General features: G+C 41.1%; 12 protein-coding genes and 2 pseudogenes. 7 read left to right on the top strand and 7 right to left on the bottom strand.

The annotated features are described in order from the left end of the window. The first annotated feature begins 220 nt into the window (after positions 1–220). Positions 221–1,243 (top strand): tryptophan--tRNA ligase, encoded by a 1,023-nt coding sequence (gene trpS, locus EYR97_RS01375; protein WP_131092049.1) that lies wholly within the window; start codon positions 221–223, stop codon positions 1,241–1,243. A 72-nt stretch (positions 1,244–1,315) separates the two neighbouring features. Here the strand turns inward: trpS and EYR97_RS01370 are convergent, their stop codons facing one another. Continuing rightward, the gene (locus EYR97_RS01370) at positions 1,316–2,359 is read right to left on the bottom strand and encodes an MBL fold metallo-hydrolase (protein WP_242634835.1); all 1,044 of its coding nucleotides are present in this window, start codon (positions 2,357–2,359) and stop codon (positions 1,316–1,318) included. A 251-nt stretch (positions 2,360–2,610) separates the two neighbouring features. On the opposite strand from EYR97_RS01370, the gene EYR97_RS01365 reads away from it, so the two are divergent. From EYR97_RS01365 to EYR97_RS01350, 4 genes are all read left to right on the top strand, one after another. After that, complete coding sequence (locus EYR97_RS01365) at positions 2,611–3,168, top strand: hypothetical protein (RefSeq protein ID WP_131092047.1); 558 nt, start codon at positions 2,611–2,613, stop codon at positions 3,166–3,168. A 201-nt stretch (positions 3,169–3,369) separates the two neighbouring features. Continuing rightward, positions 3,370–3,759: a PadR family transcriptional regulator gene (locus tag EYR97_RS01360; RefSeq protein WP_131092046.1), complete on the top strand. Its 390-nt coding sequence runs from the start codon at positions 3,370–3,372 to the stop codon at positions 3,757–3,759. After that, positions 3,752–4,627 carry a sensor domain-containing protein gene (locus EYR97_RS01355; protein ID WP_131092045.1) on the top strand — a complete coding sequence of 292 codons (876 nt, stop codon included), beginning with the start codon at positions 3,752–3,754 and terminating at the stop codon, positions 4,625–4,627. Before EYR97_RS01360 ends, EYR97_RS01355 begins: the two co-directional genes overlap by 8 nt. Positions 4,628–4,750: 123 nt before the next feature. Beyond that, the gene (locus tag EYR97_RS01350) at positions 4,751–5,449 is read left to right on the top strand and encodes a CPBP family intramembrane glutamic endopeptidase (protein ID WP_131092044.1); all 699 of its coding nucleotides are present in this window, start codon (positions 4,751–4,753) and stop codon (positions 5,447–5,449) included. 141 nt (positions 5,450–5,590) lie between these two features. Here the strand turns inward: EYR97_RS01350 and EYR97_RS01345 are convergent. The 4 genes and pseudogenes from EYR97_RS01345 to EYR97_RS01325 form a co-directional block, all read right to left on the bottom strand. Beyond that, positions 5,591–6,110, bottom strand: a pseudogene (locus EYR97_RS01345) (hypothetical protein). Between the two features lie 375 nt (positions 6,111–6,485). Continuing rightward, the gene (locus EYR97_RS01335) at positions 6,486–7,529 is read right to left on the bottom strand and encodes a glycosyltransferase family 9 protein (protein ID WP_131092043.1); all 1,044 of its coding nucleotides are present in this window, start codon (positions 7,527–7,529) and stop codon (positions 6,486–6,488) included. Between the two features lie 541 nt (positions 7,530–8,070). Further along, on the bottom strand, positions 8,071–8,700 hold the full coding sequence (gene prfH / locus EYR97_RS01330) for a peptide chain release factor H (RefSeq protein ID WP_131092042.1): 630 nt from the start codon (positions 8,698–8,700) through the stop codon (positions 8,071–8,073). Continuing rightward, positions 8,697–9,878, bottom strand: coding sequence for an RNA ligase RtcB family protein (locus EYR97_RS01325; protein ID WP_131092041.1), 1,182 nt, complete (start codon positions 9,876–9,878; stop codon positions 8,697–8,699). The genes prfH and EYR97_RS01325 overlap by 4 nt, the downstream gene beginning before the upstream one ends. A gap of 412 nt (positions 9,879–10,290) precedes the next feature. Between EYR97_RS01325 and EYR97_RS01320 the strand changes: the two genes are divergently transcribed. Further along, entirely contained in the window at positions 10,291–11,511 is a 1,221-nt protein-coding gene (locus EYR97_RS01320; protein WP_242634833.1) for a serine hydrolase, read from the top strand. 483 nt (positions 11,512–11,994) lie between these two features. Here EYR97_RS01320 and EYR97_RS01315 read toward each other — a convergent pair whose 3' ends face one another. Further along, positions 11,995–12,702, bottom strand: coding sequence for a sulfotransferase domain-containing protein (locus EYR97_RS01315; protein ID WP_181409118.1), 708 nt, complete (start codon positions 12,700–12,702; stop codon positions 11,995–11,997). Between the two features lie 939 nt (positions 12,703–13,641). Here EYR97_RS01315 and EYR97_RS22100 point away from each other — a divergent pair. Next, a pseudogene (locus tag EYR97_RS22100) lies at positions 13,642–13,836 on the top strand (transposase); the annotation flags it as partial. A gap of 679 nt (positions 13,837–14,515) precedes the next feature. On the opposite strand, the gene EYR97_RS01300 reads toward EYR97_RS22100, so the two are convergent. Further along, positions 14,516–15,712, bottom strand: coding sequence for an alpha/beta hydrolase-fold protein (locus EYR97_RS01300; protein WP_131092038.1), 1,197 nt, complete (start codon positions 15,710–15,712; stop codon positions 14,516–14,518). Between the last annotated feature and the right edge of the window lie 20 nt (positions 15,713–15,732).

Raw genomic sequence — 15,732 nt, 5'->3', positions numbered from 1 at the left:
GCTGTACATCAACATTAACATTAACATTGAGTTTCAATACGATTATGGTTACATTGGCTGCATGAAGTACATTTCGATGCCTACATCACATACATCATTTTTCTGGTGGCGCTCTAATTAGAGCGGCACGGAATTCTTACATTCTTAAGCTGCTGGAAGGTAGCTAAGACTGTAATTTCTTTATATCTCCAGTAGCGATCTTTTTTACTTGGAGATAATCATGAATACAAACCAACATACTGATAAAAAAGAAATTATCCTAACCGGTGATAGAGCCACAGGACCCTTGCATTTAGGGCACTATGTGGGCTCTTTGAAACAACGGGTAGCATTACAAAATTCCCATGAACAAACCATTCTTGTCGCAGATATGCAAGGCCTTACTGACAATGCGCATGATCCTAAGAAAGTTTCCTCCAACATTCTCAACGTAGTAGCTGACTATTTAGCGGTTGGTATCGACCCAACGAAAACAACAATATGCCTTCAGTCGCAGCTCCCTGCCCTTGCCGAATTAACAATGTATTACAGTAATCTCGTGAGTATTAGCCGGTTAGAGCGAAACCCAACAGTAAAAAGTGAAATTCAAAGTAAAGGGTTTGAGCGCTCGATTCCAGCGGGCTTTCTCACCTACCCTATATCCCAAGCTGCCGATATAACGGCATTCAATGCCTCATTAGTGCCAGTTGGTGATGATCAGTTGCCCATGCTTGAGCAAACTAATGAAATAGTAAGAAAAATTAATTCACTAGCAAGGCGTCATATTTTAAATGAGTGTAGGCCTTTGTTAAGTAAGGCATCTCGACTTCCAAGTACTGATGGGAAAAATAAGATGTCAAAATCGATGGGCAACGCCATCAACTTAGGGGCAACGGAAAAGGAAATTTCCGCCGCAGTGAAATCCATGTATACCGACCCCAATCACATTAGAGTTGAAGATGCCGGTAACGTTGAAGGTAATGTAGTTTTCACTTATTTAGATGCTTTCCACCCAGATGAGAGTTATATCAGTGAATTAAAAGACCATTATCAACGAGGTGGACTAGGTGATGGGACAACTAAAAAAATACTGGAAACGTGCTTGCAAGAGATGCTTAAACCAATACGAGAAAAAAGAAGTGAGCTATTAAATGATAAGGCACAACTGTTGGATATTCTGGCAAAAGGAAGCCAAATTTCCAGAGAAAAAACCGCACAAGTACTTTCTGATGTTAAAGATGTTTTTGGGTTAAACATTTTCTAAAGCTGTATTTCAACAGCGTGCTTCCAGCGGTTTAAAGGCTAAACTGCTGGAAGCGACATCTGTAGATAACCATTACTTTTGGTCAAGTGGGATGTTCATCAATTCTTTAGCACTATAAACCCGCCCCTTTGCTACCACGGCTATGGCTTCGGTTAATGCACTTAATCCTGCTTCGCTTCGTTTCATAATATGAGACAGTACTATTTGTTTCGCTTTTGATTGCTCAGCAATAGCAATTAGTTGTGAGGGAGTCATATGTAAGTGTTTGGCTACTCCACCTGCATTGTCATCAATAGCATTGTGCAGAACCAAAAGATCGGCGCCTTTGGCAAATTCAGACAGTGTTTTGCCTTTGTCACTGGTATCGCCAGAAAAAACAACTTCACACCCATTCGCTTTGACTTTCCACGCTAGAGCCGGAATTGGCCCATGATGTACTGAAAGCGCTTCAAGGCTGATATTATCACTAATGTCGGTGGCATAAGGAGATTTCAGCGAGGCTGATAGCTCAACCGACACAGGACGAAGAGTATATTTATCTCGCCCTTCTTGCAGAAAAGAAGATAAATAGCGAAAAGCCCCATCGCTCCCAAACAAAGCCTTTAAATAAGCGGATGTCGAAGGCATCACATCGTTGCCATCTGGCCCTAAGACCAATAAGTCACTGTCTCTTGAAGTAAAAAAACTGCCTTTGATAAAACTTGGTAGATCGGCAGCATGATCAGTATGCAAATGCGATAATGCAATGGCTTGAATATCGTTAAACGCAGCATCCGATGCGCCAAACTGCACGCTACTGCCACTGCCAGCATCAACCAATACTCGCGCTTTACCATTAACCCACACGAGGTAAGCACTTGATGTACGGCCATCATCTAGTTCAGGCCCACCAGAACCAAGTACCTGTACCGACACGTTGTGACATACTTGAGTACGATTTATTTCACTTGTTGGCGCTACATGGGGTTGATTATCGCTACTAAACGCTAACGGTGAAAAACTTAACACTGAACTGTACAATAACGTTGATAACCATACTGTTATTACGCCATTTTGCTGACGCAAGTGTACGTACTTTCGCAGGATATTCGAGAATTTCGATGGGTTGTTTTTCACGTTATTGTCCCTGTTCATTGGTTGGATTTGAGAGAGTTAAAAAGTGCAAAAGCATAGCCACTGTTCCACACTATCTTTCCTAATATGTTTTAAGACCGAAAGTTTCAGTGTTTCTATTCACGAGAATAAATCTTATTAGCTATTTGTTTAGTTCTCTTCAACACCGGAAAAAATATTTTCACTCTATTACAACTTTTTGCATGTATGGCTCGACTTAATAAATAACACAACCGAGCAAGTGAGTATTTAGTATGAAAAAGACGACTGTTTTATTAGCTATAGCGACATTAGGCATTGCATCTGTGGCTCCAGTATTTGGGCTTCAACAAGATAGAACAAGCACAAACGAATACAAAATCAAAGCATACAAAAACTGTACGCTTGTACTAGAACAACCCATGACATCCACGCAAATTGCCGCTTATGAAGCACTGCAACAAGAAGCTGAAAAAATGGATTTTATTGAAGTGGGCGTTGAGGGTATTGATGAACAACTTGAACTACTAAGCGAAGAAATCGAAGCTCTCACTAGCATGGCAGTGCAAGAAACAGATGATAGCCTTTTTATCGATAAACACATGATGGCAGAGCAACTCGCCGCAGTAGAACGACTCACCGATTTTGTGGCGCAGCATGAAGACAAGTTTGAAGCCATAAGTACACAAGGTGATACCATCAGCGCTCATGCAGACAAATTCACTCATGCAATAGAAGCAGGTTTGGAAAACATTGACTATGATGACTTACAGGTTATAACACCCCACAACAAAGGTTATCACCACTGCAACGATACAACGTCGTTAATGTAATTCAGTCGATTAACCTATAGCACTTCTTATTTACCTCTTTTTAAGGCCGCTTTGAAACTCAAAGCGGCCTTTTCTATTTTTCATTGCCTCACCCCAAATACTTAACTTTACATTTTGAAACATGATTTATTAATACAAACACTAGTATTAAATAAACACTAGTGTTAACTTCTTACTAGTGATAACTAATTACTAGTGAAAATGAGTAATAAAAATACCGATTTTAATGAAGCAGAAGTTATAGAGCAGCAGGCAAAGAAGTTTCAGAAAGAGCTAAATTCAGGAACGGTCGCCTTAATGCTTCTTTCGGTTATCTCACAATCAAAGTCACCTATGTATGGCTATGAAATTGCAAAGTCTTTACAACTGGGGAACGACCATAAGCAAGGCGCAATTTACCCTGTTTTGCGCAATCTCAACAGCAAGGGCTTACTTAATTGCGAGGTGCAACTGTCTGAAAGCGGACCACCGAGAAAATACTTCAGTATTTCACCTTTGGGCATAAAAGTACTTAAGCAATGGGAGTCGACATGGCGTGCGGCCCAAGCTCAAGTGAACAATATTTTAGGTTTGAGTGAACACAATGAATAAACCTTACGAAGACATTAAGCCGTATTTAAATGCGTTGAAAAACGCAATGCAGGGTCAACCAGCAGGGCTGATCCAAGATGCCCTTTACGACGTGGAAAACCATTTTTATGAAGCATTAGCTACTGATAAAAGTGCCACTATGGATGCACTGGTTGATGCATTTGGTACTCCCCAAGAGGTAGCGTCACAGTACATTCAATTAGAAGAAGATGCTAAGCGTTTTCTTAACGGTACTGCATCCAAAAAGCCAATGTTCAATGGTTTTTTTGAACCCTTATCGTGCTTTAGTGACTACAAAAAATTAATTTATTTTTTCATTTCTCTACCACTGAGCATTGTATATTTCGGGTGGTTAATGCTATTTGGCATTCCCGCCTTCGCATTGTCTATAGTTGTTGTTGGGCTACCTTTTCTTGCATTATTTTTAAAGACTCAGCCTTACATTGCCCTTATCGAAGGTCAGCTCATCAATACCTTTTTTGGCGTAAGAATGCCAAGGCGTGTTGGTCGGTTAGTGCCGTCGACCTCGACTAAACCTCTTTCATGGCAAGTCATCTGGGGTTCGTTGAAATCATCCCATGGCTGGAAAGTAGCCTTGTACAGTGCGCTACACCTGCCTTTAAGTGCAACGTATTTTGCTGCGGTATGGATTTTATTTATGGGTTCGCTGGCGCTAATACTTACGCCACTGGTTGACCCCATCATTCACGCATTTTCCCCACACCTTGCTATCGATATCGATTGGTATTGGTTACCTGTTACAACAATCATTGGAGCAATTGGCATGACCTTGTCGATGCACATAGCGCGATTACTTGTCACTCTCCACTCTAGCATCGCTAGCAGCTTACTGATCCAGCGCTTATAAGTCACTCCACGGGTTTATTGGCAAGCGCTTTCATAGAGACTAACCAGTAAGCCTGCGAGCTCTTGCAATTTAAGATGCTGATAAGCATCAGCTAACGTAACTTTACTTTATTGAGGTATTACTATGGCTTTTTCAAGTCGTACTTTTGTCATGCTCGAAATTCTGTTTTTCGTTATTTTTGCTTTGGGTACCAAAGCACTTGCATTGGAATGGACAGCCAAATACGCGGGGCCAATTACGCTTATTTTTACGTTAGTAGTACTGACGCTACATATGCGTAACCAAGGTAAATCATGGGCGCAGTATGGTCTTAAGCCGTTGAAAGGAATCAAACCCAAACTCATGGTAATTCCACAAGCGCTAATTGTTGCCATCAGTTTTGCACTTGCTGTTGGCTCGGTGCTTATTCTCACCAACGTCTTTGAAATTACTGCATTGGCACAAGTATCTGAAGGCGTTGAAGGGCGTTTTGGTGAAGTAAGAGGCAATTTACCGAAATTTCTAATGTGGTTAAGTATTGTTTGGATATCAGCGGCGTTTGGAGAAGAAATGTTTTTCCGAGGATATCTTGTTACTAGGCTTAAAGAAGCCTTACCTAGCTCACGCGTAGCAACAATCGTTGCTGTACTCATTCCAGCCGTGATATTTGGCTTCGGGCACTATCATTATCAGGGCATTCGAGGCTTTGTTATGACAGGCCTAATAGGTTTAGCATTTGGAACTTCGTACCTGTTACTTAAGAAAAATCTTTGGCCTGTTATCTTGGTTCATGGTGTGGTTGATTCATTAACCTTTACCGCGCTTTATCTAGATGCGAGCTAAAAGAAAATCAACGCTAAACTCCAAGAAATTCGGAAGGAAAAGTACTTTTCGTAGCGACTTAAGACCGAAACTGTTTTAGCGAGGAAACACAAAGAGGCCGCTTTAATTAGCGGCCTCTTTGGTTCTGATAACTCAGGCAGCTCAGCTACTGAACAACACCATCAGCACAGCAAAGACAAAACCAACACCTGCAATTTTTAGCCCATTCTTAAACGGTAATGCTCTTGGTATAAACATCAAAAACGCGGAAACCACGAAAAACAGCAGTGCAACACCAAACGCGATGTTCATGAAAAATAATGGGCTATTGGTAGTTGCCTTATGCAGCTTAACCATTTTATTCAATGGGAACGGGTAATCTTTATTGGTAACTCGGGCTTCGCCAGTTTGCTTGTTATATTCGCCTTGTGGAAAAACAATTTTACCGTCAGTTTCTTGCTCAACGCTAAAGCCGCGCATACGCAGTTGCTCACCTAGCCCCTGGCCATTTAAGCCTGCCTCCAACTGACGATGAGAGGTGTACTCAAACTTCAGAAAATCGGTAGTGCGAAAAATCAACAACACGCCACTAAGCGCATAAACGGCCATGATGCCGGCAAGAAAAAAACCCAATCCAACGGTGGTACTGTCTGAATGTATTGTGAAATTTGGGCGACGCCATGAGTTCCTCTTTAAAACTGATAATGCGGCAAAAACGCGACTGGGATTATTAACTTATTGCTATTCTGCCGAAAATTGCGCGTGGAATATAGCGAAATAGACATTCTATTCAAATAAGAATTTTTGACCGCTGTTTGGCTAACACGCAAGTCTGAACAAGCTACCTCATATTACCAATATATTTAAGAATACTCCCGAAAGCACGGCTTCCCGCATTCTGAACTTGCTTGTCAAAATACAGACTGCCTTCTTTGTATTCTGGAAACTGATTGACAAAGTAATGCCAGCATCGCTTTTAGGCTGCGCAGAGCCTACGTTGCAGAAAGTGTTAATTTATTAGCTGACTAAACGAAAATGCTAGCGATAGGTCGTACAGTTATTTTTGGGAATATAATGCATTAGCCTTATCGAAAACTTGATGACTGGTTAACCGAGTCATACAGTAATTATCGTGTCTTGCACACGTGAACTGCCAACAGTCACCACAAGGTAAATCGCCAGAGTGAAAACAATAAGTATGTTGACCGATAGGGGCAACCCAATCATGGCGAGTAGCTCCTAACATCATGACAGTATTCACACCTGATAGCCAAGCAAAATGGCCAAGGCCGGAATCTTCAGTCAACATTAATTTGGCGCTCAGAACTATCTGATAAGCTTCAAATATACTGGTTTCATTGACTAAGTTAATGACATGTTCTGGGTAACGGGCTTGTAATGCGTCCGCTTTTTGTTTGATTTTATCTACGCCCAGTATTACGAACTGACATTGGCTATGTTTTTTTAACCACAAGTTTATAAATTCAATGTACCTTTCTAATGGCCAGTGTCTATTTTCAAATGCTCCAGCGGGATTAATTATGACAACATCTGTATTCGAGTTTTTTCCAAACTGATCTAACAGTTTCATAAACTTTTGCTGTGAAGGAATAGTTTTGGCAAAACTAAAGTTAGGTTCTAAATACTCAAGCCCAAGTAAATTGATACTCTGTTGGTTGCGTACAAGTGCCGATTGTGGCGAAAAACGGTCGAACTCAGTCCAAGCCAAGGGATTCAGATATCGTCTTATCAATCGCGAATTTTCGTTTCTTTGAAGATCTATGACCACCTCAAATTGATGTTTCTTCAATTGTAGCGCTAGCTTAATTGAGGCATATATATTTATAAATCTTTGGAAACGCGACTTAATATTGATAGGGATACTGTGAACCTGATTAAACAAACTCATTTTCTCAGCAAACGGGGCGTAATCTGAACGAGTCAGCAAGTCAATTTTACTGTTTGGGTATTTTTGTTTTAAATCAGCTATCAACGGAAAAGTAAAAAACAGATCACCCAGTGCTTGAATTCTAATCACTAAGATCTTCTGAGGGCTACTATGACCACTCCACTGATTAAAGCTGATGCTCTCTTTTTTCAATAAGTTACACTCACAACGATATTATTACTCTAACTACGCAATAAATATTTTTTCTTAGTTTTAGCGCGTGCTGACCTTTTCGGTACATTTTTTGTTCATTCCAAGCGAGTTTCAGGCAGCAAATGTCAACACGCTTTAATGTTCAATAGCCATAAATAATATTCCCAAAATGATATAAAAGAAAAGTCGTATCAGCGGCACTTTTTACTCAGTGAGTTTGTTTAATTATTCACTTGCCACTTAATGCCAGTGAAAGAACTTTAAAGAAGCTTCTTTTACCAATATCTTTTTCTCCTATGTCGACGGTGAGTTGTTGCGGCACGACTTTAAAAGAACGAGAAACACGGTAGCTAGTAATTTTTACCTACATAGCCCGCATAAAAAAAATCCATATAAAAAAGGCGAACCAACCGGTGAAGTTGACCTTTCCATTTATAGTTCGCCTTCCAATCAAAATAAGCTCAAACAGCAACGCCCTAATGGAGAACAACAATTAAACTTGTGAATGGCTGCCCATGAACATCAAGTCTGAGCGAGTACGTTATCTATTCACAGGGGCAAACTTTTCTCCTTTAAAGGTCCTTACAGGGTTTCCCCTTTCGAGTTCCCAATGCTGTTGCCTACGCACTTTTTCTTGCAAACTCATTTGTGATTGTTTCTGCATTTCAAGCTTCTGAAACAACAACGCTTTCGCTAACTTTTTGTTTGCGTGTTGGCTGCGCTCACTTTCAACGCGCACCGAAATACCTGATTCAGTGTGGGTAGCCCGTATCGCCGAGTCGGTTGTATTTACGTGCTGACCACCTGCACCCGATGCACGACACGCCTGATAGGTTATGTGGTCGGTCATATCCATTTCGTTAACTTCAAACACCTGCCCACTGAAAAACCAGTTTTTACGTTTATGCTTTGGCCTAAAACGACTTTCACACACCCACAACATTGGCCCTTGCCACGTAAGGGCTAATTGTTTAGCAGTTTGCGTTTCCGCTGCATCTAATTTTAACAGTACCGACTTAAAACAACCTGATTCACTGGCGTCAACAGCTTCAATCACGCTACAGCCAACGCTATTTGCATTGCATTCTTTAGCAATTAGCTTTGTTGCTAAACCAATAGCTTTGCAGCACTCTATAGGGCCTTGACCTGAAGATAGTTGCAGCAAAATCATGATGCACAATCTCCATTGGTTTTAAAGGTCAAAACGGGGCGTAGCTTCGCAACTACCTCTATTAACCCTGCGTCAACCATATCGCTAATAACGGTTTCACATTTTTTGTAGGCTTGAGGCGCTTCGTCGTACAACAACTCTTTGTTGCCACAAATCACACGGCTCCCTAACGGCGTGCGGTACAAATCATCGCGTTTGTATTTGTGCCCAAGCCTGCCGTGACACTCACCACGTTTCCATTTTCGACCTGCACCATGGGCTAGCGAATACAGGCTAGTCGCCATGTTTGCGTTTGCACCCTCAAGTGGTTTTACAAGATAGCTGTAATCTCCGCGTGAGCCAGGAATTACCACGTAGCCTTGGTCGCTTGGTGTTGCCCCTTTTCGGTGTAAATAGCCTTGTATGCCATCAATTTCTTTGGGTGAGACAAGGTTATGATTTACATCTAGCGTGCATGTCCCTTTTGCTCGAATAGCGCCAAGAAAGCGCATTGCTATGAGCTCGCGATTCAACTCAGCCCAGCGCACAGCCTCATCGTGTTTGGCCATGTAATCGATAAAGTCATCGTTGCCATTACCCGTATCACTAGCATTTAAACCATTGTGATTGTGTGTAGTAACATGATTAACCAAAATCGACTGCCCTAACCCTCTAGAACCCGAATGCACCAAAAGCTGAAGGTGCGTTTTGTTAAGCCCTAACCCATCTACCGCGGCGTAGTCATACACTTCTTCAATTGCCTGAAACTCTGCAAAATGATTGCCACCACCAATAGTGCCAAGCGCATGATCATACGCGCTTGTAGCTATGCCTTTTTCAAGTTTTCTTACGTCAACCATGTTTGCCCAGCTTTCATCTAGAGGTAATTCAACGTGGCTAAATCGCTTAGCCATTTTATCTACATTAACCTTCGATACTTTCGCAGTTGTTTGCCAAAGCGACATACCGCAGCCAATATCGTTACCTACCAAAGCGGGGTAAATTTTGTTTGTCGTGAAAAATGCTGCACCAATGGGGTAGCCTCTTCCCGGATGCAAATCAGGCATACCAGCAACGCGCTGCATACCGACAAGTTCTGACGTTTTAATTAATTGTTGTATCGCTAGACCTTCGACCCACGTTTGTTCAGACGCAATAAGGCTAACGTTTTCAGTAATTTTTTGGACGGATTTGCCCATAGTACCAATTCCTTTCTCTTTATTTAGAAAATAAGGATTTATAACGAAGGATGAATTGGCAGGTCTTTTTAAACGGGTATGTGACCGGGGCGCAGCTTTACAAGAAAGCTAAATATAGTTGGATAGCTTCCTGCTACTTAACGGACAAGACCTGCAAAGGAAATGATGTAATTGTCATGATATTTACTCCTTTACAGTTAATTGATGATTAATTGAACGCGCGCATCATAATGAAACATTGAACACAACGCAATAAATGTTTTAAAAACTGCAAACTAAACGAGCTAAGCAATGTGATTACATGTATATGGTGCGCTGCAATTTTTGTCGCGTAGCAGATTGATTGACGCAGTAATGCCAGCAACGTACTCTGGGGCTACTGTAGAAAAAAACGCGTAACGGAATACCCATAATGAAATCACCCAAAACACTCACTGCCTTAACACTCTCTATTTGCCTAGCATCACTTTTAGGTTGTACAGAGCCTGAAACTGTATCAGCAACTTCCTCGCCTGCTGAAGAAACACATGAAGCTAACCTTTTAAAAACTGGGCTGGCAGAGCGAATTCGTATTGAAGGGCAAGCGGTTGATTTCCAGTCTTTAGAAGAGAAACAGGCGCATTACAATGTACCTGGGGTGTCTGTTGCCTTTATGAGAAATGGGCAACTAGCGTGGACCATGCAAAGCGGCGTTAAAGACGTAACCACCGAGTTGGCTGTTGATGAAAACACGGTATTCCAAGCAGGCAGTATTTCTAAACCCGCATTTGCAGCAGTATTGATGAAGTACCGCCAAGATAACCCTATTGATTTAGATACAGACGTAAATAACTTGCTTACCAGCTGGAAACTGCCTGAACACGAATGGACTGGGCAAGAAGCGGTGTCGTTACGCCGACTATTAAGCCACACGGCGGGCACCACAGTGCATGGCTTCCCTGGATACGCAGCCGGTGAGCCAGTGCCTACTTTACAACAAGTGTTAGAAGGTACCGCGCCAGCTAACACCAGCGCTGTGGTTGTCGATATTCAACCCGGTACGCAAATGCGTTATTCAGGTGGCGGCACTACGCTTGCTCAGCTTGCCTTGCAAGACGTAGCTAACGAACCCTTGCCAACCATGGCGCAACGGCTTTTGTTTGCACCTTTAGGTATGACGCGTTCTGGCTTTGAGCAACCCATAACAGCAAACCTGTCAAACAATATGGCTACCCCGTACGACGGTGACGGCGCGCCAATAGCGGGAGGCGCACATACTTACGCTACACTTGCAGCAGCTGGCATGTGGAGTACACCGTCTGACATGTTGAAATTGGCAAGCGGCGTACGTAGCGCATATTTGGGGCAGAAAACCGACTGGATATCGCAAGCAACCGCGCAGGAAATGTTATCCAACAACACACCAAGTATTCAGCCGCCTAATGTAGGAATTGGCTTTTTCATCAATATGGATGACAACGGTGCAATTCTGGGCTTTGGCCATGGTGGCGCAGATGCAGGGTTTATGTCGCAGCTGTACATTGAGCTAGATACGGGCAACGGCTACGCCATTATGACAAACGGTAACAATGGTAGGCAGTTGATAACTGAACTAGAAATACGCTTAAAAGAAGCATTGGGCGTAGGCTACTAGGAAGCTCAAATTAAAACGTTAGTGCCCATTAGCCAAGAAGCGCTAAGCCAATATATTGGAACCTATGTAGTAACCAAACCAGTTAACGTTGATGTGGTACTAGAAAAAACAGCGAATGGTCACCGTGATGATTAGTGATAAAGACATTTTCGTTAATTAAACAACCTAGGTGTGTATGGCCGGGGAAGTGATCGTTAAAGTGTCTTCTGACATGTAGAAGAATATATTTCGCGGTCATTAAATCACACTATGGCTCAAAATAATATTCCTACACCGTATGCTCGCCCTCAAAGCCCTAATTCAGCCAGTAGCAGCAGTTTTTACCATAAAATACCACCGGTATTCTGTTATAATACTAACCCTCTGGTATATGGTTGGTGACTTGATGCACCAATGAAAACAGACCAACGTCTTTTTCACAAATAATATGTAGTGATGAAGAGTTCTATTCTTTTTTGATTAATCAAATTATGTCATTAACTCCTAGTTTAACCAGGTAGACAAATCCCGGCCTATCACGTTTTCTAGTTCCTTTATAGCTGGCGTAAATATGGGGCGTAGGTATTCCTTTGCTTCCTCTGGACATTTTACTGTTTGTTTTTCACCCTCATGGATGCCAAATCTTCTACTCAAATACCAGGAAGACAGAAATGAAGGCATTGCTCTAATGATCTTATCCTTGACTGAAACAGGAATGCGCCTTAGTAATAGTTCCAATCTCGGATTGGTTTTCTGAGTGCTGGCATTATTATATTTTTTAGACACATCAATATTACATTCGACAGAAATACCTAAAAACTCAAACAGAATTTTTAAAAGCTGGTCTGTATCTTTCAAGTCTTCAAATAAAAAAAAGTGCATCTGATCCCTTTTAAAAAAATCCAAATATCGTTTGATATGAATATCGTAAAGCCGCGAACGAATCAGTTTGGGGAGATTTTGCAAGTTGCTGTCTGTATAATCTTCAACCTTCAACACATCCATAAAAGTCGTCCCCTTCACAAATTCACCATCACGCTCGTTCATCAAAAATTCAGAATAGGCTGCATCAAAGGGATTTCTTAAAATTACTACCAGTTTTGCGTTAGAGTCAAATTCAAAGATGGCCTTCGGCGCATCTGGATAAACTAGATAATCGGGAGAGGCCTCTCCAATAATCTTTTGTTTACTCGCATCCTTAAACAAATCCACGTATTCATTGAATGTCGGAAATACTCTTGGAACATTTTTAACACTATAACGAAATAGTGTGCTCATAAGTCCGTCAGGAAAAACCAGAGGGGGAGTACCATTGGGAAAGAGAAAAAATGAAGGCTCGTTTTTCCGAGCACATAAATATATCAGGGTGTTGCTTTAGGTAATGATAAAGCGATGTAGTGCCGGACTTACTGGCTCCAATCAGAAAAAAGTTGGGTTTGTTCATAAAACTTTAAGCTCATTTCTCTTATTTTCTATATCTGTTTTTAGATAATGTAAACCACCAGTTTGTCTTTCATGTCCATTTTAATCTGGTAAAGTGACCGAGGATAATTTCTAGGTTCACGACTGACCAATTGTAACATTATTCGATTTTATTCATTTTTCTGAAAATCAGAATAACTTACCGACAAAACTTTATCGGGCACGAGAAAATCTTAGCATTTTCAGCTTTACCCGTTTGAGATAGCGCTCCAACAAGATCAAGGTATTTTGAGGTGATTGAGATCCTGAACACAAATTAAATGAGTAAAAAATTTTTACGTATCAGAACAAGTAAAAATATATCCTAAACTTAATTACAGTACCACCTTAGTGCAGGTTCATTACTGATTCGAAGTGATTTGGCTAAAATATAGCTGCTTGCAGAGATTAAAATATCGACTTTTACCTGCCCAATAGACTAGAAAATTGAACGTAGACGCAGGTTTGCCCAAACCGCTCAAATCATGGGATTATCAGAGTTTCGTTAAATGCTGTTATATATTATGCCCCCAATCGAAGTCACATTGAATTACATGGGAGTCATCAGATACCTCCCTCGGCGGCACACGCAGAGGTGGTAACAATGATGGTAGTGGTAAGGTAATTGTCGATGCGATTTTGTCGAGGTGGTCGAGGATCCCCTTGATCGCGATGGGGTAGGTAATGCAGGCAATGACATTAAGGCAGCAGACCGTCGAGCATCCCTTCGGTACGATAAAGCAATGAGCAGGGACTCACCAATCGCTTACAAAGACACTAAAACACGTTAAAACAGAGGTGAGTCTGCAAGTCTTGGCTTACAACTTGATAAGAATGATGGATATCATGGGCGTTGGTGGACTTATATCCGCACTGACAACCTAAGAGTTGCGACAACACTCACTCAAAAGTTTTTATAGACCCAGAATTATGGTATCGAGCAATCACAATGGTATCGGTTAAAAATGAGTTTTCGCACAGCCTGAGCACATATCGAAATCATGAGCTGAGATCCTTCAATGTCCGTTGTTTGTCTTGAGTTCAATCGTGTAATATCAAGCGAAAAAATTGAACTATGGCTGACAGGAAATGTTAACTGCGGAAAAATAAATACTAGAATATGAATGCAATCCTCAAAAGAGTAAATTGATAAATTCCACTTTAAGCTTTTCTCAAGGTCGTGTTGACTAATTCACCTATGCTGTGTTTATTCTCGACAAACAACAAGACTGCAAATGCGGTGAACTGTTACGAAACCGAAGCCATGCGCAACACTGATTTAGAGCTAAGAGGAACTTGATGTTCAATATTGGCAAGCCCATAAATTTTTTTGAAAATAAACCGACGGTCTAGGATAATTCCCATTGAGTATCCGAGGCCGTCAGCGCTAATGCTTCTCTCCGCTATTCGATCCATTTCATTTTATAAAAGTGCTTATTTAGCTTCTTTAGCCGCACTGATGAATGACACAAATATCGCGATTCAGGCACTCAATTGAACACTTTTGCATATACTCATCTTCTACCTCCATTTAAGCTTGGCGAATTGAAGCTAAAAACTGTGACTACTTATTTTTTAAAGTAGATATTTTCTCTGACAACGTCTGACGCTCTTTGTCTTCTAGATCATCTCTACTTATCAAAACACGTAGGTGTTCAAGGGCCTTTTCTACTTTTCCTAGCTGAACGTAAGCATCAACAATTTTCTTTCGTGAACCATCAGAGAGAGGGTCGCGGCTGATGTTGTGATTAAAGTATTTAATTGCTTCTGATGGATTATTTAGGAAAGTAAGTTGAGCTACACCTTCATCATAGATTTGCCAACCTTTGGCTTCTATTTTATATCCATACTTAATTGAAAGTTGTTCGAAATGATCCATGACACTCTCATATCCAGCAATTGACGTTTTGTAAGGTATAGACCACTGCGGATATAAGCCTCGCAATGCTCCAATCGCACCATATATAGGCGTAGTTTGATGGGGTTCGTTGCTAAAGTATTCAAATTTAAAGCTTAAATTAGGCGCGTTTAAAGACGTTAATGCGCTTTCAATCATTTGAACACCTTTCAACATTTCTACGCCCTCAGGAGATTCTGACTCTGGGTTTCCCTCATTTCCCATATTCATATAGAGGAAGTTTTTATGATTGGGATTTTGCTCTACAAATTTAATCAGCTCCTTTACGGTCTTTCCATTCTCCCAAAAGAGAGACGGGCTATTTGCAAAATGAGCCTGAAATAAATTGGGCTTTTTATAGAAAGCATAAGTCGCGAAAAGTCCCCCGTAGGAATGCCCTGAAAGCACGCGAAAGTCTTCAGTTCTATAGTTTTCATTGATATAGGGAATCACTTCTTTTTCGATGAACTCCAGATACTTATCAGCTCCGCCACCATGAGTTTCATAATTAAGATCGATTGATGGAGTTAAGTCTCTATTTCTGTTAGAAGTGGAAACCCCTACGACTATCATTTGGGGAGCATTATTGTATCCAATGAGAGGCTCTAAAATGCCTGAAATTAGAGGTAATCCAACAGGAGCGTCTAACACATAAATAACTGGGTAGCGCTCCTTTTGCATAAACTGACTCTCGTACTTGAAAGGCAACTGAACATAAATATCCACGGTTTCTTTCAATACAGATGAAGATAGAGGAACTTTAGAATAAGGGCGATGCCTTTCAACTGCATTATCTGCAAAAGAGGCTGCTTCAGTAGTCAATGCGAAAATACATAATATAAATATGTATAAGTGTTTGGTCATTTGATTTCCTTTTCGTTATA

The sequence above is a fragment of the Alteromonas sp. KUL42 genome (assembly GCF_006538325.1).
Classification (GTDB): Bacteria; Pseudomonadota; Gammaproteobacteria; order Enterobacterales; family Alteromonadaceae; genus Alteromonas.
This window is presented reverse-complemented; position numbering and strand designations above follow the sequence as displayed.

Excerpts from the sequence above, each read along its gene's own strand:
- trpS (WP_131092049.1), top strand. The coding sequence starts at position 221 with ATGAATACAAACCAACATACTGATAAAAAAGAAATTATCCTAACCGGT.
- EYR97_RS01365 (WP_131092047.1), top strand. The coding sequence starts at position 2,611 with ATGAAAAAGACGACTGTTTTATTAGCTATAGCGACATTAGGCATTGCA.
- EYR97_RS01360 (WP_131092046.1), top strand. The coding sequence starts at position 3,370 with ATGAGTAATAAAAATACCGATTTTAATGAAGCAGAAGTTATAGAGCAG.
- EYR97_RS01355 (WP_131092045.1), top strand. The coding sequence starts at position 3,752 with ATGAATAAACCTTACGAAGACATTAAGCCGTATTTAAATGCGTTGAAA.
- EYR97_RS01350 (WP_131092044.1), top strand. The coding sequence starts at position 4,751 with ATGGCTTTTTCAAGTCGTACTTTTGTCATGCTCGAAATTCTGTTTTTC.
- prfH (WP_131092042.1), bottom strand. The coding sequence starts at position 8,700 with ATGATTTTGCTGCAACTATCTTCAGGTCAAGGCCCTATAGAGTGCTGC.
- EYR97_RS01325 (WP_131092041.1), bottom strand. The coding sequence starts at position 9,878 with ATGGGCAAATCCGTCCAAAAAATTACTGAAAACGTTAGCCTTATTGCG.
- EYR97_RS01320 (WP_242634833.1), top strand. The coding sequence starts at position 10,291 with ATGAAATCACCCAAAACACTCACTGCCTTAACACTCTCTATTTGCCTA.
- EYR97_RS01300 (WP_131092038.1), bottom strand. The coding sequence starts at position 15,712 with ATGACCAAACACTTATACATATTTATATTATGTATTTTCGCATTGACT.